16 protein-coding genes are annotated in these 26,893 nt (G+C 61.8%); 5 read left to right on the top strand and 11 right to left on the bottom strand.

Annotated features, from left to right (window positions below; all coding sequences use genetic code 11):
• Positions 1–3: 3 nt before the first annotated feature.
• Both Spa11_RS19180 and Spa11_RS19175 read right to left on the bottom strand, forming a co-directional pair.
• A complete protein-coding gene (locus tag Spa11_RS19180) occupies positions 4–1,797 on the bottom strand; it encodes an arylsulfatase (protein WP_145115478.1) in 1,794 nt (597 codons plus the stop codon).
• A 940-nt stretch (positions 1,798–2,737) separates the two neighbouring features.
• Complete coding sequence (locus Spa11_RS19175) at positions 2,738–4,342, bottom strand: sigma-54-dependent Fis family transcriptional regulator (RefSeq protein WP_145117070.1); 1,605 nt, start codon at positions 4,340–4,342, stop codon at positions 2,738–2,740.
• Between the two features lie 205 nt (positions 4,343–4,547).
• On the opposite strand from Spa11_RS19175, the gene Spa11_RS19170 reads away from it, so the two are divergent.
• The 5 genes from Spa11_RS19170 to Spa11_RS23095 all read left to right on the top strand — a co-directional run bounded on the left by Spa11_RS19170 (position 4,548) and on the right by Spa11_RS23095 (position 7,344).
• The gene (locus Spa11_RS19170) at positions 4,548–5,114 is read left to right on the top strand and encodes a carboxymuconolactone decarboxylase family protein (RefSeq protein WP_145115474.1); all 567 of its coding nucleotides are present in this window, start codon (positions 4,548–4,550) and stop codon (positions 5,112–5,114) included.
• A 75-nt stretch (positions 5,115–5,189) separates the two neighbouring features.
• Positions 5,190–5,660, top strand: a complete 471-nt coding sequence (locus tag Spa11_RS19165; protein ID WP_145115469.1) for a nuclear transport factor 2 family protein — start codon at positions 5,190–5,192, stop codon at positions 5,658–5,660.
• Between the two features lie 72 nt (positions 5,661–5,732).
• Positions 5,733–6,680 (top strand): alpha/beta fold hydrolase, encoded by a 948-nt coding sequence (locus Spa11_RS19160; protein ID WP_145115464.1) that lies wholly within the window; start codon positions 5,733–5,735, stop codon positions 6,678–6,680.
• Between the two features lie 82 nt (positions 6,681–6,762).
• Complete coding sequence (locus Spa11_RS23100) at positions 6,763–6,903, top strand: hypothetical protein (RefSeq protein WP_197529522.1); 141 nt, start codon at positions 6,763–6,765, stop codon at positions 6,901–6,903.
• 93 nt (positions 6,904–6,996) lie between these two features.
• Positions 6,997–7,344 (top strand): hypothetical protein, encoded by a 348-nt coding sequence (locus Spa11_RS23095; RefSeq protein ID WP_197529521.1) that lies wholly within the window; start codon positions 6,997–6,999, stop codon positions 7,342–7,344.
• On the opposite strand, the gene Spa11_RS19150 is transcribed toward Spa11_RS23095, so the two are convergent.
• The 9 genes from Spa11_RS19150 to Spa11_RS19115 all read right to left on the bottom strand — a co-directional run bounded on the left by Spa11_RS19150 (position 7,293) and on the right by Spa11_RS19115 (position 26,883).
• Positions 7,293–15,095, bottom strand: a complete 7,803-nt coding sequence (locus Spa11_RS19150) for an FG-GAP-like repeat-containing protein (RefSeq protein WP_197529520.1) — start codon at positions 15,093–15,095, stop codon at positions 7,293–7,295. The genes Spa11_RS23095 and Spa11_RS19150 overlap by 52 nt on opposite strands.
• A 703-nt stretch (positions 15,096–15,798) precedes the next feature.
• Entirely contained in the window at positions 15,799–15,933 is a 135-nt protein-coding gene (locus Spa11_RS23475; RefSeq protein WP_261342271.1) for a hypothetical protein, read from the bottom strand.
• 119 nt (positions 15,934–16,052) lie between these two features.
• Complete coding sequence (locus Spa11_RS19145; protein ID WP_145115457.1) at positions 16,053–18,869, bottom strand: PAS domain S-box protein; 2,817 nt, start codon at positions 18,867–18,869, stop codon at positions 16,053–16,055.
• A 512-nt stretch (positions 18,870–19,381) separates the two neighbouring features.
• The gene (locus tag Spa11_RS19140) at positions 19,382–20,878 is read right to left on the bottom strand and encodes a class I SAM-dependent DNA methyltransferase (protein ID WP_145115454.1); all 1,497 of its coding nucleotides are present in this window, start codon (positions 20,876–20,878) and stop codon (positions 19,382–19,384) included.
• Positions 20,878–21,615, bottom strand: coding sequence for a hypothetical protein (locus tag Spa11_RS19135; protein ID WP_145115451.1), 738 nt, complete (start codon positions 21,613–21,615; stop codon positions 20,878–20,880). The genes Spa11_RS19140 and Spa11_RS19135 overlap by 1 nt, the downstream gene beginning before the upstream one ends.
• Positions 21,615–22,718: a nucleotidyltransferase domain-containing protein gene (locus Spa11_RS19130; protein WP_145115447.1), complete on the bottom strand. Its 1,104-nt coding sequence runs from the start codon at positions 22,716–22,718 to the stop codon at positions 21,615–21,617. The genes Spa11_RS19135 and Spa11_RS19130 overlap by 1 nt, the downstream gene beginning before the upstream one ends.
• A 164-nt stretch (positions 22,719–22,882) precedes the next feature.
• Positions 22,883–23,893, bottom strand: a complete 1,011-nt coding sequence (locus Spa11_RS19125) for a restriction endonuclease (protein WP_145115444.1) — start codon at positions 23,891–23,893, stop codon at positions 22,883–22,885.
• The gene (locus Spa11_RS19120; RefSeq protein ID WP_145115439.1) at positions 23,883–24,908 is read right to left on the bottom strand and encodes a hypothetical protein; all 1,026 of its coding nucleotides are present in this window, start codon (positions 24,906–24,908) and stop codon (positions 23,883–23,885) included. The genes Spa11_RS19125 and Spa11_RS19120 overlap by 11 nt, the downstream gene beginning before the upstream one ends.
• Before the next feature lie 13 nt (positions 24,909–24,921).
• Positions 24,922–26,883, bottom strand: coding sequence for a restriction endonuclease subunit S (locus tag Spa11_RS19115; protein ID WP_231933041.1), 1,962 nt, complete (start codon positions 26,881–26,883; stop codon positions 24,922–24,924).
• Between the last annotated feature and the right edge of the window lie 10 nt (positions 26,884–26,893).

Below are 26,893 nucleotides of genomic sequence, written 5' to 3'. Positions count from 1 at the left end.
TCGCTATTGACGTTCAAGACATAGCTGCCACAAGAGCGGACCTTTGTTCGAGAAGTCGTCCCACGAAACCCGCAGTTCTTGCCTACCCGCCTCTAGCTTGAGCGCTGTGCCGTCGAAGCTTCGGAAGTTCATGACGGGTCCCTCTTGCCTGAGGACACGATCCATCGCCGGCCCCAAGGGCTCGCAGTCCGTCGCCTCCGTAAGTGCAATCCGCGTTGCTCCCATACTCGTCTCAAGCACAAGCGATCCCCCGACGGCCGCCGGCGGGACCGCCAAGTAGAACTCGGCATGGTAAACGCCTGGCGTCAGAACCTCGACGTCCCAGACAACGGCGTCATTGTGACCAGACCAGCCAGTGAAGTAGGTGCAATTCGGGAATCGATTGGATCGCACGACCCGTCCAACCCCTTCGGCGTCGCGCGCTGGAAGGTAAGCTCTTGGGTATTCGGGATGCCCGACAGTGAAGGGCTGGGCTTTCCCCAGCCGCTTCGCTGTGAATCTCTCAAGCCAAGCATCTGCGGCGCTCGAGAGATCGGTAGCAATCTCCGGCTCTCTCGCCGCCACATCTTGAGTCTGACCTGGGTCAGTGACGAGGTCGTACAACCTGCCGCGGTCGTCGAGAACGTGCCGACCTCGGCGGGTCGCCACGCGGCCGTTCCAATGCGACAGCAGCGTCCGGTCTTGGCTTGCCGGCGCGGCCTCGCCCACAAGCTCTGTCGAAAGATCGGCTCCATCGAGTTCTTCCGTGGCCGCTAGCGCAACGCCGCATAGACTGGCGAGGGTCGGCGGCAAGTCGAGGACACAGGCTGGCGAGTGGACGATAGTGCCTGGTGACAATCGTTTCGGCCAACGGACTATGAGTGGCGACCGGACCCCGCCCTCATCGGTCGATCCCTTCACGCCGCGCAGCCCGGCGTTCCATCGATGGCCGTTCGGCCCGTTGTCCGAGAAGAACACGACGATCGTGTTGTCGGAGATGCCGCGGGATTCCAGGTGTGCGAGCAACCTGCCGACGTTCCAGTCGAGGTTCTCGCACATCGCGAGCGCTGCCCGCGTGTGATCGACATCCTCGCGATTTGCATCGGTCCCCTGTTGCGTGATCGTCTGCGTGCGGTGGCGGTTCCACCACCGGTCTGGGACCTGCATTGGAGAGTGCGGCGTGTTGAACGCCACGACCGCGAAGAACGGCGCGTCGGACATCGCGTCCATGAAGCCGATCGCGTGATTGGTGAAGTCGTCCGCGCAGTAACCCTGACCCATGACCATCCTGTTGTTGTGGTCGAGCCAGAAATCGTAGTAGTGGCCCCAGTGCCCTGACGTGAAGCCGTAGAACTCATCGAAGCCACGACAGACTGGATGGTAGGGCGGCTGGGTCCCATTGTGCCACTTGCCGAACAACCCAGTGGCGTAACCGGCTGCCCTAAACGCGTCAGCGATCGTTGGGACGCCGGCGTCAAGGCGCTCGCACCCTTGCGACACGCCGGTCACGCCGACACGTAAATGGTGACGCCCCACCAGGAATTCAGCCCGCGTTGGAGCACAGACCGGCTGCACATAAAATCGCTCGAACGACACGCCCTCGTCTGCGAGTCGATCGACGATCGGCGTCTGGAGTTGCTTGTTGCCGTGGGCACTCAGGTCGCCCCAGCCGAGGTCGTCAGCGATCACCACCAGAACGTTCGGTGGGGCGTCGGCAGCGGGCGCAAGTTGAGCGAGCGCTGCGAGCGCTAAGACGGCAGCGGGGATCGGCACTATCAGCGAGTGACCCGCTGCTAACACGGCGACAAGCGAGGGCATAGCGGGCGACGAGGAAGAATCAGGTGAGCCGATCTAAGTGCACTCTGAAAAGCCAAACGAAAGGCTGGGCCGGAGATCGGCAGGGCGCCCGGCGGGTGGCACTGGTAAATGCCGTTCTAAGTGCGCCACGGGCGTTCCGCCAGTGCGACGGACGCTCTCAGCAGGTTTTCTTGGGCGACGCTGGCGACCCGCCCTTCCATAGGTCACGACAGCCGATGCGCGGTGGCGGCGTGTGATGGAGTCGACATCGCCCCCCCCGCACGCCGGAATTGAGCTCCGCATTGTTCCGCCAACGGGGTGGCCTCAGGAGGGCTACAGAATGCCTAAACCTTTTCGAGGCAATGTTTTGCGAGGCGAAGACGGCGATTCTGTCGCCCCCCGCGCGGCGTCGTGTCAAGAACCTTGCGGCAAGTACGCCCCGCCTCACCGCGCAGGGCGCCGCTGCTGGCTTGCCAGCGGTCCGAATCGGGTACGCGGCTTCCACTGCCGGACTAGCCGGACAGCGGCGCCCATAGATTGCAGTTCCAATCTGCCGAAGGTGGACTAACCGTTGAGCTTTCACCTCGTGTCCAAATGCGGGCGGTGGCGAAGACCTCTGAGGAAGAGTAGTCGATTTTCGCGCCAGCAACCGGACTGATCCGTGCATGTCGCGATGGCGGGAAGCGGCGCCTCGCCGGCAGGCGCCAACTTACTTCGAACGTAAATGCTGGACGGCGTTTTCGGGCGACGTAGGACAACGCGATCGTGTTCGCCGCAGAGGTGACACGTGTATGTCACGGGCAACCGATGCGGGTTGAGCAATAGCAGGCTAGCTGTAAGTCAAGAGCGACATGAAACTTACTTGTTGCCCCTCTATGCCTGGACGTGATTGGTGACACGACGTCACGAGGCGCGCGACACAGTCTGGTGTAGTGATCGCGTAGGAGTAAGAAAAAGCGACTCACTTTGCTTTCAAGCCCAACGCCTTCAATCTGGAGCTCAGGGTGGTTGGCTTGACCCCTAGCAGTTGCGCGGCGCCGAGGGGGCCATGCACTTTTCCGCCGGCTGCATTCAACGCTCGCCGCAGATTGGTCCGCTCGAACTCGCGGACTTGTGCGTCGGTAAGCACTTCGGATTCGTCGAGGGCTATTTCTCGGTGGGCTACTTGGACGGGTTCTTCAAAATCGATCCGAAGCGGACCCCCGCGGGACAGGATCACTGCCCGCTCGACGACGTGTTGAAGTTCCCGGACATTGCCGGGCCAGTCGTATCGCTCGAGCTGTCGCGCTACGGCCTTGGTGAGGCGTGGGGCACTGACTCCAAAGCGCTGCCCTGCTTTGTGCAGAAAATGCTCTGCAAGGATCGCGATGTCCTCGCGGCGTTCACGGAGCGGAGGCAGCTCTATCGGGAACACACTGAGGCGATAGTAGAGGTCTTCTCGGAACCGACGTTCACGAGACTCCTCGCGGAGGTCGCGATTCGTCGCAGCGATAACGCGTACATCGACCTTCCGCGTTCGCTCCTCGCCGATTCGTTCGATCTCTCCTTCTTGAAGCACGCGAAGCAGCTTGCTCTGAAGGTCTAGCGGCACCTCGCCGACCTCGTCGAGGAATAGCGTGCCGCCGTGGGCGAGTTCGAAGCGTCCGGTCCGGTCGCGTAGCGCGCCGGTGAACGCGCCTTGGACGTGCCCGAAGAACTCGCTTTCGAAGAGTTCACGCGGGATCGCGGCGCAGTTCACCTTGATGAGCGGCCGATCGGCTCGGTCGCTGCGACGATGCAGCTCGCGGGCGACGAGCTCTTTGCCGACGCCGCTCTCGCCGAGGATGAGAACGCTCGAGTCGGTTGGGGCTACCAGGTCGATCTGATGCGAGACGTTCCGCAACGCGGGGCTAACGCCTAGCATCTCGCCGAAGCCTTGTTCAGCAGCGACCTCTTGTTGGAGGTACTCGTTCTCTTCCTCAAGGCGGTTACGCAGCCGCTGCACTTCTTCCCAAGCGTGCGTGTGGGCGATCGCGACGGCCGCGTGGTCGGCGATCATCCGCAGCCAGTCGAGGCACTCGTCGCCAATGCGTACGCGGCTAAAGACGCCCAGCACTCCGAGCACCAAACCGCGATGGCTCAGCGGCTGGCCGGCGAAGCCGATGATCCCTTCGGAGCGCACCCACTCGGGATCAGCAACCCAGTCTGGCAGCTCGGCCATGTCCGGCGCCTCGATCGCTTCACCGGTCATCGCGATGCGTCCGACTTTCCGCACGCCGATCGGGAATCGTCGGAAGCGTCCGTCGATGCGGGAGAAATCGCTGCTCGGATCGACTAGCGAAGTTCCGTTACTCGCCACAAGATGCAGGCACTGCGACCGGTCGGGGCACTCCTCACGCATCGGGCAGGTCTCACATCCCTGGCCGGGCCGTACGAGCCACAGACGGGCTAGGGCGACCGCCTCCGATCCGGCGATCCGAGTGACTAACAGATCGAGCAGCGCCGAGAGCTCGCGTTGCTGAGCGAGGTCGAGGAGCAACCGTTTGGGGTCGTTGAAGAGCGGAGTGCTTGCGGTGAGGCTAGGCATGCCCCAAGGATACGACATTTCGTCACGCAGCGACGACACTTCGTCGTTCAACGACTTTTCGTAACTGCCCATCATTCGTCGATTATGCGTAAAGCATTCGGCATAAAGGACTTGTGGTCTTGCACGCGGATTGGCATGGGAAGTGTTTAAGGGAGGTTCATTGCTGACCTTCATCATCCCGCCTCAAAACAGCAGGAATCAAAACATGCCCCGCCTCACCCAAGTCGCTCCTGAGCAAGCCAACCCCCTGCAAGCTGAGCTGTTCTCGGCTGTGAAGTCGAAGCTCGGCCGCGTACCGAACCTCTTCACGACTCTCGCGAACTCGCCCGCCGCCCTCCGTGGTTACCTCGATTTCTCTGCCGCCCTCAGCGCCGGCGCCGGTTTGACCGCGCAGCAGCGCGAGATTGTCTCGCTGGTGACTGCCGAAGAGAACGGCTGCGACTATTGCCTCGCCGCCCACTCGACGGTGGGGAAGATCGTCGGCCTGAAGCCAGACGCTATCGAAGCGGCCCGTCGCGGCGACGGGATCGACGACGCGAATCGCGCGGTAGCTCGCTTCGCTAAGTCCGTCATAGAGTCGCGTGGTCGCGTCGCCGACGCCGACCTCGAAGAGTTCCGTAGCGCCGGCTTCGGTAACGACGCGGTGGCGGAGATCGTTGCGAACGTTGCGATCAACGTGTTCACGAACTACTTCAACAACCTCGCCGAGACCGACGTCGACTTCCCGGCCGCCAAGCCGCTCGAAGCTGTCCTCTCGCCCGCCCGTGGCTGAAGTGACGGATCACTTAACCCGAGCCGGCCTGATGGCCGGCTCGGGATTACTTCAGCCTCCTACACGAGCAAATCCATGTCGAACTCACTTCCTCTACGACCTCCGTTCACGAACGAGTCCGCCACCGCCAAAGTGCGCGCCGCCGAGGATGCGTGGAACTCATGCGACCCGGTCCGCGTGTCACTCGCCTACAGCGAGGACTCGACGTGGCGTAACCGCCAGGAATTCGTGCAAGGCCGCGAAGAAATCCAAGTGTTCCTTACCCGGAAGTGGGAGAGGGAGCAGGAGTACCGTTTGATGAAGGACCTGTGGTCGTTTGGGTCGAACCGGATCGCTGTCCGGTTTCAGTACGAATTCCGCGACGCCGCCGGGCAGTGGTGGCGTGCTTACGGCAACGAGTTGTGGGAGTTCGACACGGAGGGTCTGATGCGTCGCCGCGAAGCGAGCATCAACGACTTGGCCATCCCCGACGCCCAGCGGAAGTTCCATTGGCCGCTCGGCGAGCCGCGTCCCGCCGAACCTGCCGTCGTCCTTTGCATTGCTTGACCCCCATGCTGACCAATTCGGTCCCCACTTCGTCCGTCCCTGCTGGGACGGTCATCACCTAGGGAGTCTTTCATGTTCTCGCCACGCTTCCGTACCAGCTGGCTCCTCGCCGCCCTCTTCGTCACAGCCTTCACGCCCACGAATGCTGCCGATCCCACTATTCGCTACCGAACCGTCGAGATCGATGGCCTCGACATCTTCTACCGCGAGGCCGGCCCGAAGGACGCCCCCACGGTGCTGCTGCTGCACGGCTTCCCGACCTCGTCGCACATGTTCCGCGACCTCATCCCACGGCTCGCCGAGAAGTACCACGTCATCGCCCCCGACTACCCGGGCTACGGCTATAGCTCGGCGCCGTTGGTCGACGACTTTGAATACACCTTCGACAACTTGGCGAAGGTCGTCACCAGTTTCATCGATAGGGTTGGGATCGAACAGTACTCGCTCTACCTGATGGACTACGGTGCGCCGGTCGGCTATCGAATCGCGGCCGCGGCGCCGGAGCGTGTGGATGCACTCATCATTCAGAATGGCAACGCGTACGACGAAGGTATCGACAATGAGTTTTGGGCCCCAGTTAAGAAGTACTGGGCCGATCGAAGCGATACGAACGGCGACGCGCTCCGCTCTCTACTGACGATCGACGCCACAAAGTGGCAGTACACCCATGGCATCCGGGACATCGAGACGATCAGCCCCGACACGTGGAGCCACGTGCAACCACTGCTCGACCGTCCGGGCAATCAAGAAATCCAGCTCGCCCTCTTCCATAGCTACGGCAGCAACCCGCCGCTGTACCCGGCATGGCAGGAGTATCTGCGGATGCATCAGCCGCCAACCCTGATCGTCTGGGGCAAGAACGACCCGATCTTCCCCGATGCAGGCGCTTACCCCTACAAGCGTGATCTCAAGGACCTCGAGTTCCACCTCTTCGAAACCGGGCACTTTGCCCTCGAAGAGGATGGCGTCGAGATCGCCCGACTGATGCAAGACTTCCTGGATCGCAAAGTGAATCGTTAGTCGCCATTGCCCGCCGTCCCGAACTCGCGGCGGCGGGCTTTCTTTTAACTACACTTGGTTTCCCTTGCATCACAGTGAGGCGATGAATCACTACCCGTGCGACGTCGCCTTCACACCAACGGTCAAGGCGATCCAAGAGACGAAAGGTTCGCGGCCGGCTTATCACGGGAAGGAAGAGCGTGGCGGCTGGCAGACGACAGTCACGCCCGACGTGCAGCAGTAACTGTCCGAGCTCGACATGTTCTACCTCGGCACCGCCAACGCCGACGGTCAGCCGTACATCCAGTACCGCGGCGGGCCGGCCGGGTTCTTGTAAGTGATCGACGACAAGACGCTCGGCTTCGCCGATTTCGGCGGCAATCGCCCGTACAATACGCTCGGCAACCTCCAGGACAACGCAAAGGCGTTCTTGTTCTTAATGAACTACGAAAAACAACGCCGGGTGAAAGTCTGGGGAATGCCCGATTCGTTGAAGGGGACGACGAACTCAACGCCGAGCTCGCCGAACGAGATTACCCCGCGCGGGTCGAGCGCGCGATGGTTTTCGAAGTCGAAGCTTGGGACGTTAAATGCCCGCAACGACCAACTGGGTAGGACAATGGGTTGCAATTTTCAGCCCCACATCTCCCAAACCCTCTCTGAAGGTCCGATCGCGACAGGCTGATCTAACGGCTCTGCTTCACATTCAGTAGTGAGGTCGGCTGTTTCCCCCTCGTCCGCAGCAACGGCGAACGCTTCGTCACGAATCGGCGCCTTTCGCCCCTTGGCGTGCTCTTGCTTGTGAAGCATTAGCAAGCTGATCGATCGATTGTCATTGGACTCGCGAACCGGCGACGCATAGCGTTGCCGAGGCGTGGTAGCTGGGATCTTACTGGGTTCGGGAAGGGTGAACGAGATAGCGGATTGGCTACCCGCAACCAGCGGCGCCTCAGAGGTAGCGAAAATCGGCGTCATTGGTGCGCTAGAGGGAGCGGTAGTGGGTGGCGGCGACAGGAAGGTGTTGATCGCCACTGTGACGCCCGTAGAAGTCGCCGCGATGAGGTCTAAGTCGAGGTCGCCGTCCAGGTCCCCCACCGCCAGGCCGCTGGCGTTGAGCCGCCAGTCAGCCACGCGTGGTAGGTAAATCGTGGAAGCAACCCCGCTGGCGTATGCGTCTCGCCAGCTTGTGTAGTCCGCCGCGTTGACGAGGCCGTCGCCGGTAATGTCCGCCAGGAGACCGGGCCCGCTGGTCGAACCGTAGTTCGCTCCCCAGAAGTCTCGGTCCGCTAGATCGACGACGCCGTCGTTGTTGGCGTCACCGGCGAGACGGGTCTCGATCCAAGCCGGCTTGTCGCTTGGGGCGGTGGTCGCCAACCCAATCACCAAGTCGAGGTCGCCGTCGCCATCGAGGTCCACAGGGAGGACGTCGTTGGAGTATAAGACGCCGGCGTAGATCATGCGTTCAATGAAGAGGCCCGCCCCGTCGTTCTCGTACCATACTAATTTTGGTGGACTGTAACCGTTTGGCGTTGGAATGAGGTCGAGATCGCCATCGCCGTCGAAGTCGGCGGCTCGAACCTTGCCGCCCGGTAGCATGTAGGGACCGGTGAACGTTGTTGCGACGATCACTTCTTTGGTAAAGCTGGCGGCGCCATCGTTGCGGTACATCACGAGGCTACCCGCGTTCATGGCCGACGCGTAGAGGTCGAGATCGCCGTCGCCATCGAGGTCAGCGGCGCCAAGGCTTCTCACCGGGCCGAGTTGGCTGTCGATGAGACGAGGGCTAAAGCCGCCAACGCCGTCATTTACGTACCAAACAATCTCTCCAGTCGAGGGAAGAACGCCGCTGAAGCTACTGCGGTCCCCCCCAGCCATGATGTCCATCGCCCCGTCGCCGTCGATATCAGCGATAGCTACGGTCATCGAAGCTTCGATACTCGTGGCGATCACGTTGAGCGAAAAAGCATTTGCCCCGTTGTTACGTAGCAGTACAAGCCGACTGGTGCTTGGAGAGGTTTGCGAGATCACAACGATGTCCAAGTCGCCATCGCCATCAATGTCGTCGATGGCGAAGTCCCGCATGGTGAAATCGACAACCGCCAAGACCTGCTTCGAGAACGTCCCGTCGCCAGTATTCCGCAACCAATAAAGGCTTCGGTCGCTTGGCAAGCCAACGCTGGTCATGTCAACGAATCCGTCGCTATCCAGGTCCACGACCTTCGCCAGCGTTGACGGTGCCCCGACGGGATCGACGCCTTGGACCTCGTAATCAACCCAACCGCCTGGCGCCGTAGCGATCGTGACTTGATAGTCCTCGACTTCGCCGTCGGCGGCGTTGCCTGTAACTCCAAGTCCACCCATGGAACTAAGCCGTACTCGGGCGTAAGTGGTCCCGATGGTCGCCCAACTTGGCGTCTCGAACCGCAAAACATTCTCCCCTTCGACAACGGCGTGGCGTGTGAAGACTTGCTCGCGCTCACCCGACCAGGAGCCGTCGCCGTTGAAGTCGATCCAGGCATCGAGATAAGCGCCCTCCGGGGCGTTCTGGACATCCGCGGTCATCGTCGAAGTCCCTGTGCCGACGACGAGTGTGCCGAACACAACGCCATCGTCCCCCGCGTCGCCATCGGCCCCACTTGTTGCGACGCCCTGAGGCTCGGCGGTTCGCGTCTCGCCCAGCCGTGGGCCAACCGCCAGGTGCGCGGCGCCCGCCTGTTCAACCCCTACCGGATAGATCGCTGGAGCGTCGCCGTAGTCACCCACGTCGGCGTCGGCGGTGATCCGCCATACCAGTCGGTCGCCGGGGCGGTCGCCGACCGAGATCGCCAGTGATTCGTGGAGCTCTGCTTCGCCGTCGGCGATCACCGTCAGCGTCAGCTCGACCCATTGTGTCCCCGCGGGGATGGTCACCACCCCGGATCCGCCGATGATGAAATCAGCGCCGTCGATCACATAGTCGACGCCGTAAACCGCCTCGCCCGAAATCGTAAAGGGAACGGCGACGTCCGCGTTGGTCTCGGCTTGTAGCGCCAACCGGATCGTTATCGGCCCGTCACCCTCGTTGAGAAGGTTGGGGCTGCTGGAAGTGGGGACTGCCCGGAGCATCTGGGTGTAGAGCAGCACGCCGACATTCGGGACGACGGCGACGAGGTCGAGGGCTCCATCGCCATTGATGTCGGCGGGGAACACCGAGTAGTAGTACTCCGATGGATTGGAGTCGATCGTTGTCGCTTGAAACTTGTTGGCGCCGTCGTTGTTGAAGAGCGTGAAGCTCTTCGACTCAAAGGACGTTCGGCGGTGCGTGTCGACAATATCGAAGTCGCCGTCGCCGTCGAAGTCCGCTACCGCCATGTCGTTGTTAAAGCCACTCACTGAGCCGACAGCACGGAAAGCAAAGCTTCCCGAACCGTCGTTCTCTAACCAAGCTACGCCGTTCTCGATCTGAATCACAACGTCGATGTCGCCGTCGCGGTCCATATCAATAGGGCTAGAAGCCGAGGTGCGCCCGCCGTCAAGCGTCCGTCTACTGAACTGACCCGTTTCGCCTTGGAAAAGCCCAACTGTCTCACCGAAAGGGAAGTTGAGTCCCGATGCGACAAGGTCAAGCCGACCATCTCGATTCAGGTCGACAGCTTCAATGCTCACGGTGCCAGCAGCGGCTCCGCCAATGAGCGTCGAGGTGTAGGTCGCTGACTCTTCGCCACGTCTCCAAAGCAGTACGCTGCCGGCGTTGTTAATGACGGCGATGTCGAGCCAGCCATCGCCACCAAAGTCTGCGATCGCAATCGGAGAAGTCGGATAGAGAAGGCTGCCGGAGGCGATCACATTTCGCACAAACCCCTCGGCGCCCCGATTCTCAAACCAAGCTAATTGGCCCTGATCCGTCGCGACAACATCGAGGTCGCCGTCGCGGTCGAGGTCGGCGACGCGGATGAAGTCGCCACGCTGGCCGATCAGGTGAGCGGTGGAGAATTGCCCCGCCTGATTCTCGTACCAATACAAATTATCGTTTTTCAAGCCTCGGGAGAGAACCAGGTCGATGTCGCCGTCGCCGTCCATGTCGGCGGGCACGACCGAGGTCGCAGCGGTCACATCAATCGGACGGATGGCCGAAAGTGGCAAGATTTGGGTCGGCTCGCCGAACTCGCCGCTGGTCGGCGTGGGGGGCAGCATCGTGACGGCGTAGTCCTCGACCTCACCATCGGCCGCGATGCCGCCGGGCGCCAAGCCGCCGCTGCTGCTGAGACGGAACCGCGCGTAAGTGACGACGCCGGAAGTGATCACGGTGGGGACGTCAAACGTCAGGACGTTCTCGCCGTTAACGACGTGAACACTCGCGAAAATGTGCTCGTCGGCGCCCCCCCACGAGCCGTCGCCGTTGAAGTCGATCCAGGCGTCGAGCTTCGCGCCGTCCGGTGCGTTTGAAACGGTCACCGTCACCGCGGCGTCAAGCTGGCCAACCCGCATCGCGCCGAAGACGACGCCGTCGTCGCTGACGTTGGCGTCTGCGCCCGGCGAGGGTACTCCGTCGGCCCGGCCGTCGACCAGCTCGCCCAGTCGGAGCGATCCGTCGCCGACGTGGGTATGCGCGGCGCCGCCCTCCGCCGGCCGCGTGGGATACGGTTGTGGTGCATCGCCGAAACTGGCGCCGGCCTGCGTGCTGCGGATCGAATTCGTGTGGGCGCTCAGCGGCCTAGCGTTCTCCCCCGGTCCTCGGAGCAGAGTCACCGTTACCGCTTCGTCGAGCTCATAGAGGCCATCGTCCAGTGCTGACAACAAAATCGTCGCGACAGTTTCTCCAGCGGGGATCTCGACGAAGCCGCGCGCACCATCGAATGAAGCTGCTCCTGCTAGAGTGTAGTCGAACTCATAAGCCGGCTCGCCATTTACCGTAAAGGCGAGTGTGGTGGGGCGGTCAATCGCTTCGGGGATGCGGAACTCGACCGCCCAGTCCGACGAGCCCTCGGTCCAATCACCCGGAATCGACGTCAACGATGCGTTGTAGACCGCCTCGTACCACACCACGCCGGGAGTCGTATAGTCGTGCGTCGCCAACAGGTCGATGTCCCCATCGCGATCGATATCGGTGGCGTGGACATCCGCTACCCGGCCGACGCGCGAGGCGATCACTTGCTCCGTGAAGGAGCCGTCACCCCTATTAAAGAGGCAGATCGCCGTTGAATTAGAAACAAAAGACTCCGCAACAATGTCGACTAAACCGTTTCCGTCGATGTCGCCAACAAATCGCACACGGCCCGACCGGACCGAACTGGGAATTGCTCTGGAAGAGAACGCCTCGGCGCCGTCATTCTCGTACCAAACGATTGAGGCGTCGACGATCGAGAAAGTGATCAAATCGAGGTCGCCATCGCGGTCGTAGTCGGCAACATGCAGCGGCGACGCGGTGGCGCCGACGCCGGTCGCGACCAACCGTGGCGAGAAAGACTGAGCGCCGTCGTTCTCGTACCAAGAGAGCGTGGAATCTCCCGGGTTTCTCGAGATTACGTCGAGGTCACCGTCGCGGTCCAGGTCGACGACTTGGATGTCAGATACTTCATCGGCGTCGGTCGTAATCGTCCTTCTAAAAAATTCCTTGTCGCCGCGGTTCTCGTACCAAGCGATGCGGTCGCTGTCACGCGACGAAACGACGAGGTCGATGTCGCCATCACCGTCCATGTCCACGGGCGACAGATCGCCTGGCGAGGTCGAACTTGGGCGGAGGGAGTACCAAGAAAACGTTCCCGAGCCATCGTTCTCAAGGATAAGGACCCAACCGTCCTCCGGCAACGCGACAATGTCGGTGTCGCCGTCACCGTCGATGTCGGCCGCTTCGACGGATGTGATCTTGGTAGAACTCGTGCTGAAGAGACTGCGGCTGGTGAACGCGTTCGCCCCGTCGTTTTCGAAAAGAGTGATAGCCCCACTGCCGGATGTGGTTGCAACAATGTCAACGTCTCCATCTCCCTCGATGTCCAGAGTAGTGACGCTGATAAAGGCGCCCGTCGTCTCCCTGATGGCATTCGCGGTCCCGAATGCGGTCGAATAGGATTGTGTGGGCTCGATCATCACCGCGTAGTCTTCGACTTCACCGTCGGCAGCGAAGCCAGTCGTGGGCAGCCCGCCAGCCGTGCTGAGGCGGAAACGTGCGTAGGTGACGCCGGAGACGGCCCAGCCCGGCACGTTGAAAGTCAGCAAGTTGACGCCCTCGGTCACACCAACTGCGGTGAAGAGTCGCTCGTTCAGCCCCCCCCACGAGCCATCGGCGTTGAAGTCGATCCAGCCGTCGAGCTTCGCGCCATTCGGTGCGTTCGTGACCGTAATCTCAACCGTCGCGCCGTTCTGCCCTACTCGGAATTCGCCGAAAACGACGCCGTCGTCGTTGAGGTCGGCGTCGGCGGCTGCCGAGGGTAGTCCGTCGGCTTCGTAGCTCGCCGCTCCACCTAGTTGCAGTTCGCCGGGCCCGATATTGCTGTGCCTAGCGCCATTCTCGGCAAGCAGGGTCGGGTAGGGCCCCGGCGCGTCGCCGAAATCGGCGCCAACTTCACTACTTAGAATTTGAGTGACCGCGTTCGATACATCGCTCGGCGCGTAACTGGGCGTCGAAAGAAGGGTGACGACGATCGACTCGTCGACCTCCGCCGAAGCGTCATCGGTCAGCGTGGCGAGCAACGACACGGACGTCTGTCCCGCTGGGAGTAGGACCGTTCCCTCGGCGCCGTCAAAGCTCTCGTACCCAGAGAGCGTAAAATCGCTACCCACACGCGCTGTCCCTTCCACGCGGAACGCGAGCAGAAGCGATTCGGAGTGGGGCGCGTCAACGAAGAAGTCGAAAGAAACAATCTCGCTGGTCTCTTCGGCTGCGGTCGGCGTCGACGCGCCGAGGTGCACGGCGAGTCGGTTCTCAAACCAGACAAGGTCTCGAACACTGCCCGTCAGTAACGTCAGAACATCGAGGTCACCGTCACGGTCCAGATCGACAACTGCGATATCGCTCGTGGCGACGCCGAGAGTTCTCCTCACGTAACCCTGGCCTTGGCGCTCGTATAAAACGAGTGAACCGTCCACATGGGAAGAGACAATATCAATGTCGCCGTCGCCGTCGAAATCTGCGGCGCGATGGTCGCGCAGCGACACAGTTTCGCTGTCAACAATGACTTTCGTAAACGTCCCGGCGCCGCTGTTCTGATACCATTCGAGCCCGTCCGCCTTGTCTTCCTGCGGGAAGACGTCGAGGTCGCCGTCCCCGTCCATGTCGATAGCGATTGGGAATGGGCTGTAACCCGGCTTGTTGGCAATGCTCCGCTGTGTGAATTGTTGAAGACCGTTGTTCTCGAACCAGACGAAGTCCCCAAAGTAAGACCCGACAACGATATCGAGGTCGCCGTCTTGGTCGAGGTCGGCAAGGTTAACCCGAGAATCATTCTGAAGCGTGCTGGGGACAGCCGCCTGGTAGGAAAATATTCCTTGTCCGTCATTTGCGTACCACTTGAGACCTCCCGTTACGAGGTCCAGGTCGCCATCGCCATCGATGTCACCGAGGGCGGCGTCAGAGGCGTAACTCCCGCTCGCGATTCGATGACTCGAGAAGTTCTCGGAACCATCGTTTCTGTACCAGTAAACATCGCCGGTGAGATTGCTGTCGGGGTAACTAACGAGGAGATCTTGATCGCCATCATTGTCTATGTCAGCAGCTCGGATACTAGTCGGGTTGAATCCATCCCTCGTCGCAATCACTCTCCGTTGAAACGCTTGGTCGCCGTCATTGCTGTACCATGCGAGTGTGTCTTCGAAAGGCGAGCTTGAATTGGTCGCGTAGACAATCAGATCGCTATCACCATCGTCGTCTAAATCCGTCGTGATGAACTTCGTAATTCTGAAGGGGTCGGTAGCGATAACCCCGTGGTCTGCAAATGCTGCGGTACGTTCCGTAGGCGGTGCGATGAAGACTACGAAGTCTTCTACCTCCCCATCCGCTGCCAAACCCGTCACGCCCAGCCCCCCCGCCGTGCTCAGCCGGAACCGCGCGTAGGTCTCCCCCGACATCGCCGCGCTCGGCACGTCGAACGTCAACAGGTTGACGCCCTCGGCGACGTCGATGCTGGCAAAGACACGTTCATCAGCGCCGCCCCACGAGCCGTCGCCGTTGAAGTCGATCCAGCCGTCGAGCTTCGCCGCGGCCGGCGCATTGGTGACAGTGACGGTCACCTCGGCGTCGAGCTGACCAACTCGCACCATGCCGAAGTCGATGCCGTCATCGCCGCTGTCGGCGTTGGCGGAGGCTGAGGGTTGGCCCTCCGCTTCGAAGCTGATCGCGGCGCCGAGTTGCAGCCCGCCCGGACTGACTTCCGCGTGCTGAGCCCCGTTGACGGCCATCAGCGTCGGGTAGGGCGCCGGGGCGTCGCCGAAGTCCGCGGCCAGGAGGCGACGGTCCTCCAACAGCTCAAGGAGGGGCTTCCTGCCAAGCCGCGCCGGTCCAAGTGACCAACGGCGGGAGCTTCCCAACTTTCGGGTTCGCCTTACCCTTCGACTTCCACGGGCATCGTTGGGATTCATCGACTACGAATAAGCTGAAACAGGGCGGGAGATCATGGTTCTCCGCGCGCTCTCCCGACTCTCTGGGCAGCAGACGGCGATTGAACCGAGACCCCCAGTTTAGTCGAGAGCGCAAGAACTGTCTCCCTTCGTCCAGCCCCCTCTGCCCGCCGCTCGAACGGAATTGGGTCAAATCCACTAGCCAGGGGATCGCGAGGCTTTCTGCGATTAAAGCCCTTATCCCGCTACCGCATTGGCAGGGATCTCAGCGGTCGCGATAGGAATAGCTTCGCACGCGGGCTAGCCAACAATTAGCTCGCGTCGCGGCGCTCTCGCTCTCTAATCCCGTCGATGCTAATCGGCGAAAGCAAGCAGAAGAACTTCAACTATACTTACCACCTCACGCTGACCTTCCCCCGATCTATGGGCCACGTGCGATGAGAGAACCATTGTGTTTAGACTCTACTCCGCTGGCTCTCCGCAACCGAAGCAGGCCCCGGAGCGGAGGTGGGGCAGCGGGCGGCAAATACTGCCGAGGGGAGGTGCCGCTGCGAGCTGTGTGGCCGATGACGCTCGGGCACTCCGTGGGCGGGATCGCCTACCGTCACTACGCCGATCGGGCGCCGCTGGTGTTTATGGCGATCTCGACGCTGCCGCAGCCCTCGGCGTTCTTCTCGCTGGCCGGTGGATTCGACGGCACTGTCCCTGCTGCCGTAGACCGTTCCTCGACGTCAGCTGACATCAGGCGATCTGACCGTCACGGAAATACAGCAAGTCGACGCATTCGCCCTAGTTGAGGCCGCTTTGAGAGCTGTAGATGGTGACGAAAGAGTAATGCCGACTCCCATGGTGTTTGCCGCCCTAATCCCGAGATTCAAACAGGACTTGCTGGAGGGCGTCTGGATCGGCGGGTTTGACTAAGTGATGGTCGAAGCCAGCTTCTCTTGTCCGTAGACGGTCTTCTTCCTGACCCCATCCGGTGAGGGCGACCAGCAAAATGTCTTTCCCCCATGGAGTTCGCCGGATGTGGCTGGCGGCTTCGTACCCGTTCATTTTCGGCATGCCGATGTCCATCACGATGACTTCGGGAAGGTACTCCGCCGCTACTTCCACCGCTTCCTGGCCATCGTAGGCGGTGCGTATGTCGCAACCGAGCATCTTCACGACGAGCCCCAGCATATCAGCGGCGGCTTTGTTGTCGTCGACAATAAGCACGCGACGCTTCTTCGTAGACGCTTGGTCGCTCGAAAACTCTATCGGGCGCCTCTGCAACTCGTCTGCATTCACGATGGGTAGTCGAACGGTGAAGGTGCTTCCCTTTCCTGCGCCGTCGCTGTGGACTTCGACGGTTCCGTCATGCATCTCAACCAACCGTTTGACCAATGTAAGTCCAATTCCTAGCCCCACGTAACCCTTCTCGAGCGGTCGGTCGAGCTGGGCGAATATCTCGAAGACGTGTTGTTGCATCTCCAATGGGATGCCAATTCCATTGTCCGCCACGACGATCGCCACGGTGTCAGTTTGGTGGCTAGCTGAGAGCCGTATCTCTCCACCCTCGGGGGTGTAATTCACGGCGTTGTTGAGCAGGTTTGAAATCACCTGGGCGAGTCGGTGCGGATCGGCCTCCAAAAGAATCGGCATATCCGGTACAGCGACGGCCAAGTTGTGGCCCGCTTCGTCAATAAAGGGTGTGGAAGCCTCGAGAGCACTTTGCACGATATCGGCAAGAGCGACACGGCACTTACGGAGTTCGAACTTCCCGCTTGTGATGCGTGACACGTCAAGCAGATCATCGACGAGCGCTATCAGCTGCTTCGTCTGCCGCTCCATCATCTCGCGTATGTCTTCAATCTCGGATGCTTGTAGACCACCCATCTTCATCACCTCCAAACCCATCCGGATGGGGGCGAGCGGATTACGCAGTTCGTGGGCTAGCGTCGCCAGAAACTCATCCTTACGGCGATCGGCTTGTTGGAGACTCTCCAAGAGCCGGGCATTCTCAACAGCGACGGCGGCCATCTGGGCAAGTTGCACAAGCACCGCTTCGTCGTCTTCTGTAAACTCGCCCTCCAATTTACCGGAGAGCTGGAGGAGGCCGAGATTCCGTCCATCGCGCCCCACCATCGGCGCGGCGAGCCATCCCCGCATCGGCGGATGCATAGTGTCGCCACTAAACTCTCTCCACGCCGGGTGGGCCTCTAACTCGGCCTGGGTGAGGCGCATCGGCTTGTTCGTCTTGCAGACAATGGTGTAGATGCTAGACCCGTCAGGAGGCTTGTCGTAGTTGCGCCATTGCGCGTACTTCTCCGACATCGAAACCGAGGTAATTGCCTGCGCCCATTCTTGATCGACCGTCATGCTAGCGATCGACTGGTGGGCTTCGATGACATGCCGCACTTCTTCAGTCACGATGTTTAGTACCGACGTCACGTCGTGGGCCACGCCGATCCTACTTGCTACATCCGCTAAGCGTCGGAGTTGCGCCGACCGCTTTACCGCGGCCTCTTCCGACCGCTTCCGTGCCGTCACGTCGAGCACCGTGCCGGCAAATCGTACAGCGTTTCTTACGCCTACTTCTTCCTCAAAGTACCCCTGACCCCGAGCGACGAGCCAACGCACCGTTCCATCTGGCCAGAGGGTGCGGTAGTCGATTTCGTAGCTGCCGTCGCCGTCAGGAGAGAGTGCATCCATGACGACCCGATGCGTCTGTTCCCGGTCATCTGGGTGCAAACGCTCAAGGAAGACGTCGTAGTTGATGTGAGCATCCGGGGGCAGTCCAAACATTGCCTTGCAACGGTCGGACCACTCTAGGGACCCGGACTGAGGATCGAAATCCCAAACGCCGATAGCGGCCGATTCGACCGCCATGCGGAGTCGCTCTTCACGCTCGGCTAGCTGTCGTTGCGTCCGCAATCGCTCACTTAGATCCAGCATCGCACCGACCATACGTACCGGCGCGCCACCGCTGTCTCGAACCACTCGACCGCGATCAAAGACGGTGGCGTAGTCGCCATCGGCGCGACGGAAGCGGTACTCTTCGTTCCAAAACTCCCCTGCGTCGATGACGGCGTGAATGCTCTTCGAGATGCGTTCGCGGTCGTCGTTGTGGATGTTGTCGAGCCACCACGAGGCGGTAGCGCCGATCTGGTCCGGACGATAGCCGAAGCTCGCTTGCACGCCCTCGTTCCAGACGACCACGTTGGTGATGAGGTCCCAGTCCCAGATCGCATCATTCGCGACCTGCCCGATGAGTCGGTAGCGAAGCTCGCTCTCTTGTAGACGCTCCTCTGCTTCCTTCCGCTCCCTAATATCGCGAAATACGAGAACTACCCCTCGCAGGTTTCCGTTCGCCCCGCGGATCGGCGCCGCGCTGTCATCGATGGGGATCTCGCGTCCGTCCTTCGCGATCAAGATTGTGTGGTTCGCCAACCCTACAGTGCGGCCGTGCCGCAAAACCTTATCGGCGGGATTCTCGACCGGCGCCCGAGTGTGCTCGTTAATGATTCGAAACACCTCCGTAAGGGAACGTCCCTTCGCGTCTTCATTTCGCCAACCGGTAAGCGTCTCGGCGACCGCGTTAAGGAAAGTTATCCGCCCCATTGCGTCCGTAGCGATTACCGCGTCGCCGATCGACGCAAGCGTAACTTGGAACAAGTCGTCTGAATGGGGTGATGTCATGCGGCAATTCTAGCTGCGGAACTGCTCAATTGTGAGCCAACGCTCGCGCTATCTATTCCAGAGGCATGGTCTGAAAGCGACCAGTGTTCACCTGGGGCGCCTAGCAGGATTGGCGTCGCAGCGTGTACTAGCGAGAGCATCGGAACACGCGTCTCGCATTCCGGGTCTTTGTCCACGGGTAGTGGATTCGCGCACAGTCCGCGAACTCGTGGAATGTCCGCTACCATGCGCCCGGCGATGAGCGTCGCAGCCGGGACGAGATCCTAACGCCGGAGTTGCTGGGGCTGATCCACAGTCGACCCGACTTACTGGAGGCCGATGACCCTGCGCTCAGTTTTGCACGGGAAGTGGGATTGGCGAGACTTTCGAGATCGGCTCGCGAGAAGCTTCAAGCAATTATTGATGCGGCGGATACCACCGCCTGACAGATGACGCAGAGTGCCTAATCGCCACGGATACCGCCCTCAATCTGAACGCGGGTAACCGCCGTCTCGTTGGAAGGCCATTCACGACTACTTGCTCTCAAGCTCGCTCGCGATCGCCGCGAACTCCTCCAGCGCTGTCTGCAGGTCGTCGGCGATCTCCCGCGCTAGCTCGTCCGGCTCGGGCAGGTCTTCGCTGTCCTCGAGGCTTTTGTCGCGGAGCCAGAAGATGTCGAGGTTCGCCTTGTCGCGGCGGTCGATCTCCTCGAAGTCGTAGGACCGCCAGCGGCCCTCGGGGTTGTCTTCGCTCCAGGTCGCCTCGCGCTTGGCGTAGGGCTCGCCCGGCTGGTAGCAGGCGACGAACTCGTCGAGGTCCGCCCGTTTCAGGGGGTTGGTCTTGAGCGTGAAGTGCTTGTTCGTCCGCAGGTCGTAGACCCACAGCCGGTCCGTCCAGGGCTTCTCGCGGCCCGGCTTGGCGTCGAAGAAGAGGACGTTGGCCTTCACGCCCTGGGCGTAGAAGATGCCCGTCGGCAGCCGCAACAGGGTGTGGACGTCGAACTGCCGCAGCAGGTTACGGCGGATCGTCTCGCCGGCGCCTCCCTCGAAGAGGACGTTGTCGGGGACGACGATCGCGCAGCGGCCCCGGTCGTTGAGCAGCGTGCGGACGTGCTGCACGAAGTTGAGCTGCTTGTTCTTGGTGGTCGTCCAAAAATCCTGCCGCTCGTAGGCCGTCTCTTCCTTCTCGAGGTCGCCGTCTTCGCCGACGATCGAGATCGAGCTCTTCTTGCCGAAGGGCGGATTGGTGAGGACCAGGTCGTAGCGCTCGCCCGGGTGCTTGGCGAGGCTGTCGGCGCCCGAGGCGATCGGGCAGGGGTCGGCGGCGATGCCGTGGAGGTAGAGGTTCATGATGGCGAGCCGCGCCGTCGCGGGGACGAGCTCTGACCCGTGGGCGAAGTCGCGGCTCAGCCGCTTCTTCTCGTCGCTGTCCATCTCCGCGGAGTGCTTGTCGGTGACGTACTGGTACGCCGACAGCAAAAATCCGCCCGTGCCGCACGCCGGGTCGCACACCCGATCGCTGTGGTGCGGCTGCATGACGTCGACGATCGCCCGGATCAGCTCGCGCGGCGTGAAGTACTGCCCGGCGCCCTTGCTGCTCTCGGTGGCGCTCTTGGAGAGGAGGCCCTCGTAGATATCCCCCTTCACGTCGGCCTGCATCGCCATCCACTCGACCGGCTCGATCAGGTCGACGATCAGCTTCTTGAGGGTCGCGGGGTTCTGGATTTCCGGCCGGGCCCGCTTGAAGACCTCGCCGATCATCCCGGTGCGGTTGGCCAGCGTGTTGAGGATATGGCGGTAGTGGGTCTCGAGCTCCTCGCCGTCGCGGGCGAGCAAGCTGGCCCAGTCGAGCTCGGCCTCCACCAGCGCCGGCCGGTTGTAGGGGGGCTGCGACTGCTCGTGGGCCATCTTCAGGAAGAGCAGAAACGTGATCTGCTCGGTGTAGGCCATGTACGACAGACCGTCGTCGCGCAGCACGTGGGCGAAGCTCCACGCCTTGTTGACGATCTGCTGGGTCGGGTTGCCGCTCATCAAACCGCCATGGTCTGGACCGAAGGACGGGACAGGAGGTTGTCTTCCGGATCGAGGCAACGCTGGGCCATCACGAGCTCGGCGTCGATGGCCTCCGGCTTCACGACGGATTCGATGATGACAGGGATTTCGGCGGGAATGCGACTGGCCACTCGCTGGAACGCCAGAGCGGCGGAGGTGCTGATCGGCACATGATGGCAGGTCCAATCGACCTCGCTCAAATGGACCTCAGCAATTCGCGTCCGGTAGCGTGCCAACAGGTCGATCGCGACGCCCATCGTGGGGTCGATCTGACGGGCGTGTCCGATGTCGAAGCACAACCTCGCATTTGGCAACTCTTTGAAGCAGTTCAGCATTTCTCGCGCGGTGCGGAAGTCCCTCTTCCGCGAATCCATGTTCTCCAGCAGAAGAAGCTCATCCAACTCCTTCCAAGGCTGGTAATCGGTGATCGCATCGGGATGGAGGATGATCGGGTATCCCTTCTCCGCTACCAGGCGGAGCCGATCGACAATCTCGCGATCGCTCATCCCGCCGAAATCGCTCGGCGCGTGGAACGAGCGATACTTGAAACGCGCGTTCTCCAGGAGTGGGAGGGCCGCAATCGCTCCCGCTAGCTCATGCGCACGCAGCGCCGAGAGCTCTATCGCGCTGACGCCATCGCGGTCCTGCAGCTCGATGCCGCGGGCGAAATCACCGAACGCCAGAGCGCCCGTCGAGAAACCGAATATCCGTTCCATTAGAAGACTCCGTAATCCATTGCCAGAGCAGTCAACTTGTCGTCCGATCGGAATAGCAAATCCTGCAGGGCGTTACCAAACTTCTTGCCCGCGACACGCAGGTCGGAGAACAACGCGTTCTTCTCCGCTTCATCGAAGCGCAAGGTCTTGAGCTGCTCCCGGGACGACTCGTCCGCAAGCACGCTCAAGAACTGATCGTAGGCGAGCAGGATCTCGCGGAGAGAATCGCTTGCATTGACCAGCTTGGCAGTGCGGCAGACGGAATCGATCGCCGGAAGTTCGATCAATCGCTGGAGGCCCTGTTGCAGCCTTTCCTCAGGCGCCTCGTGGAACTCATCGGCTGGCAGCGCCGACCACGGCCAAGCATCCGGGGAAAGTTGGCAGTCGAGGCCGAGCAACAACCCCTTTACGAAGATGAGCTTGCGCGAGAATCGGAGCTTCGCGTTCCGCAGCGCCCACTTCTCATCGGGAGCTAGCCATTTTTTGGCGTCGTAGTCGACCGCCATCGTCCGCCAGAACCGGACAAAATCGTTCAGGAGAAATCGTGGCGGCTTCAATGATTCTGCCTTGCTCCCTTCCACGCTACGGCCGTAGCGGACATACCGCTGCAACAACTGATGCAGCACACCTTGCCGCACGATATCGCCCTCAACGGCGACGGACTCCAGGAGAAGCAGGAGACGTCGGGTCATATTGGCGTTGGTGTCTTCGAGGCCACCAATCTGGTGGATCAGCTCAAAGCTGCTCGACACGCCTCCGAACAATCCGGACGGACCTGGTTTGGTAAAGTCCGCCGCTTCCAGACTTCTCTTGATCGCCAACGAGGTTTCGTACTGTCCTAAGTCAGAGGGGCCGTTGACCAGGAGCGTCCAGTCCAGGTCGCTGCCATCGGTAAACTCCAGCCTTGCGAGCGAGCCAAAGGCGATGAAGCCCGTCGATTCGCCGAAGGTCTGACTTTCGAGACACGCCGAAAGTTCCGTCAGCTTCTGCTTCGATCGGACCCGCGCGGCGTCGATCGTCGCGAAGCCCTCGCCCAGCCAGTCGCAGGCTTCCTCATAGAAGGACGCGGGCTCTGGCTCATTCCATTCGAGGTCGTTGACCACGGGTCTCTCGCAGGGGCTGCTGGGATCGCTCCCAGGATAGCAGATGCCATGATGCCCGATTAGGCGGGCCCAACCTCGGAAAACAGGTCGGCTGGGGAGGCGGCGATCCCCGAAATCGACAGCGTCAATCGGCTGGGGGAGGCTTTGAAAGATTTGAAATGGGCTTAGGAGATCGGCCAGTAGATCCGCTCGAGCGGGATCAGGGCCGCGCCGGCGGGCGTAAACTTGTCGTAGTACTCGGTCAGCAGCTCGCGGAGCTCGGGCAGCGTGATCAGCGTCAGGGGGATGCTCGAGCGCTCCGCCTCGTAGCGGGCGTCTTTGGAGAAACCGCCGGTGCTGACGTAGAGGCAGCGGTCGCCGGTCTGGCGTCCGCCGATGAACGAGCGCACCTGATCGGCGCTGATCTGCGAGCCGGGCCGATGCTTCACCTCGACGAAGATCCGTGGCTCTTGGAGGCCGAGCCCGTCCGGGGAGGCGATGATATCGACTCCCCGATCGGCGCCTTTTGGGGCGACCCGCGCACGATATCCCATCGCCCGCAGGATCTCGGCGACAAGCTCCTGCATCTGCTCCCAATCGAGTTTGGCGATGCGGTCTTCGAGGAACTCACGAGCCTTGGTGCCGACATCCTGCAAGACTACCGACTCGTCTTCGATGCTCGTGTCGGTGTCGGGCGAAAGGGGCACGTCGGCCGCTTGTACGGAGCCGATCGGACCGGCATTCCGGCGCATCTCCGCGGCGGCCGAATCCTGGATCGTGAAGAGCGTTGCAATCGAGCCGAGGCTATTGCGGGTGCTGGTCGAGAGCGCGTCGCGGTTGACTTGCTGCGACCACGAGACGTCCTTGATCGACCAGCCCGACTCGGCGTCGTAGCGAGACGGCGATCGGATCTCGCCCAAGAAGTAGAGCCGGCGTGTCGGATCGTAGGTGGCGACCGAGTCGCCTACCTTGATCTCCGTCTGAAACCTCCGCACCTGCGACGCCCAGACCGCCGTGGTCCCCTTGCTGGCGGAGGGAAAAGCCTGATGCAGCAACTCCAAAATCTTCGGCTTCTCAAGGTCGGGAGCGACGTCACCAATCCCAAAATGAATGGCGACCATCCCGTCGTCGAGAAAGTCGTCGATCCACTGGGCGCCCTTGCCGGCGCGGACCATCCAGATGACGTCACTGCTCATCGTCTTCCCTTAGCTCAATGGTCTCTCGAAGCCAGTCCACTCGTTGCAAGTCGCCGTCGAGGCAATCCAGAAAGGTCGCAAAGTCGGTTTCTGTTCGGAGATGAAACCGCACCTCGCTGTCTTGGACACGGGTCGCCAACGACTGTGGATCGCTAATGCGCTCACGCCAGAAGTTGAGGTCGCCGGGAAAACGGCCGAATTGCACGGCGGTGGCGCCAATGCGACGAAGCTCGGTGACGAACCGCCGCTTCCCGTGCACACGGAATCTCAACAGCCTGTAACGCAGTCGGTTCTCCCGACCGTCGTCCAGTTGCTTTCGATAGAACGCCTCGGCGATGGGATTCTCCGTCGACGCCAAGGCATCCTCCCAACTCGCCCATTTGCCACCGCTGCGGCGCTCGATCGCTTGGCGGCCTCGCGGCGCGGCTTGTTGCGCCAGCTCCGGGGCGGGGTACACCGTCGAGCAGACCAGATACTCCGCGTTCGAAGCGGCGTCCGTCGCCATGCCGACGCGGCAGCAAGTAATCGGAACGCCGAACTGCTCGTTCAGCCACTCGGTCGCCACCAGCAGCGCGTAATCGTAGCCCTCGGCGATCAACATGATCCGCTGCGATCGGTTGAGCAATGAAACCTCGACGTCGAGAAACTCGGCAAGAGCCTCCTGCTGGTCCTCGTTGAGGCGCTCGAGGACGTCGTCGGCCGACCACTCCGCGAGCATCCCCGCATACGAAATTGCTTGCAGCAAATGCAACTTGTGATTGCCCCGCTTCAGCTCAACGATGACGGTGGCGCCTTCTTGGTCGACACAAAGCAGGTCAACGCGGTCCATCACATTCTTTGACGGCACGATCTCTTTGCCGATGACGAACAGTCGCTCACCGACTTCTCCGAAGAACGCCTCGGGACTGTTGGCGATGAATTCCTGTAAGTCGTAGCGCTCGGTGATCGACGCGCCGGCGAAGGAGGGCGTCGCGAGCGTCGAGAGCGATTGCTGGGCGCGGTCGATGCGGAGCATGGCGAGGAGCTTATTAGAGGACGAGATTCAGTTGCGGGCGCAGCGTGCTCCGCGCGGCCGACGCCAGCTCGTCCGCCCGCTGGCGGCTCGCGAGCAGGGCCACGGTTTGCGGCTTGCGGGCTTCCCAGGCGGGCACCACGCGCTGAGCGTCGCCGGTGGTGAGGCCGTGGACGAGGAGTTGCTTCCGCACGTCGTCGGCCGCGGCGACGTACAGAGGGCGGTCGCCGGCGAGCACCTGATAGACGCCGGGGCCCTTGGGCGCCTTGGCGACGGCTTCTTCCAGCGGCAGCGGCTCGGCGAACTCGGCCACGAGACCGCCGGCGTCGCTGTGCTTCCGCTTCCGCAGTGCGAGGGCGAACCAGCGGTACGGCAGCCGTTTGCCGTCCAACGCCTTGAGCTTCGCGGCAATCTCGTCGAAGCGCTTGGCGAGCTCCGGGTCGCAGAGCAGCGTGTCGAGCGACGGCTCGCGGCCCAGCTCTTTCTTGACCTTCCGCTGCACGATGCGGACCGCCCACTCGGCGACAAACTCGAAGGGGTCGAGGTCCGCCGGGTTGCGGTAACGCCGCGACGTCTTGGGCAGCAGGCCCTTTTGTGTCTTGCGGACAATCAGCAGGTGCTTGTTGATCGCCACGGCGGGCGCGTCGACGCCGAGCGACGCGGCCGCGTCGAGGAAGCGGGCGTTGGCCTCGGGCGAGGCGAGGACGTAGTCGGTCGAGTACCCGTCGTGGGAACGCTGGAACGCGGCGGCGATCTGCTCGGCGTCGATCGCGTGCGCGGCTTCCGGCTCGTCCCCCAACAGCGAGAGCTGCTTGGGGGCGATTGCGGATTGGGGATTGCGGATTGCGGATTCCGTTGGGGGCGTCGATTTCGCGACGGCGGCGACGCGGGTGGCCTCCTTCTTGGTTCCCTTGCGAGCCGGGGCGTCCCCGCCCCCGGTTCCGTTCTTGATGGATGCGCGGGTCGTTTTCCCGTTGCTCGCCGCCGCGGCCGCGCGTTCGGCGCGGATCCGCTCCAGCAGCATGCTGGCGGGTTCGTCGCGGGGGTCTTGCGGGACGAGGCGCCCCGCGAAGGCCCGCTTGAGGATCGCCTGCCGCAGCCGCTTCGCGCGGGCGAGCCCCGTGTCGATCACCTTCTCGGCCGCGTCGATCCGGCTGAGCTGCTCGTCAACGCGACGGACGATCTCGGCTTGTTCGGCGAGCGGCGGTACAGCGACGGCGATTGCATTGACAAGGCTAAGGTTCAAGTTGGGCTGCATTCCGCCTGCAGCCTTGCGCCTTAGTGAAGCGTAGTTCGCTTTGAGGAAGACCTTTGAATAGTCGCGGAGGCCAGTCTGATTGCGCGGGAAACACAAGGCCGCCAACGCTTGGTTGATAGTTGCATCAATTCGAAGCTCGGTAACCATCCCGCGAGTCTTTCCTTCGCCATACAACGCAATCAGCAAAGTGCCGGCGGGATAGAGAGCCAACCTTGTTTCCAAAGTTGCCGCTTCCGTGACGAACTCGGTTTCTTTATCGACGAAGTCGTGATTTACCGCGGTGCTTGTTATCCATGGAATGCTGCCGTTCTCGTAGAACCTGGCGGTACCACGGTTAGGCGTCGTGCCCGTAAACACGTCGCATATGGCTTCAACCGTCGCCCAGCACCACGTCGCCGGCAGTTCCGGCAGATCGTCGGTCGCGGGCCCCTTCGGCTCCTGGTACTTCGCGGCGAGCTTCGTCCGCTCCGCGGGCTCGGCCGCGGCGATCCGCTCGGCGGTCCAGCCGGCCTTCGCTTTGCGGGCGCGCCACTTGTCGAGCTGGGCGGCGAGCTGGCGCTCGCGGCGCTCGACGAGGATCCGCTCGAGCAGTTCGCTGGCGGGCTCGATGTCCTTGTGCTCGGCGCGCCAGTCGGCGGTGAGCCGGCCCTCGACGGCCGACTTCAGCACGCTGGCCCGCAGCCGCCGCAGCTTGGCCCGCGCCCCCTCCAAAGCCGCCACCCCCGCCTCC

This window comes from Botrimarina mediterranea (assembly GCF_007753265.1).
GTDB lineage: Bacteria > Planctomycetota > Planctomycetia > Pirellulales > Lacipirellulaceae > Botrimarina > Botrimarina mediterranea.
This window is presented reverse-complemented; position numbering and strand designations above follow the sequence as displayed.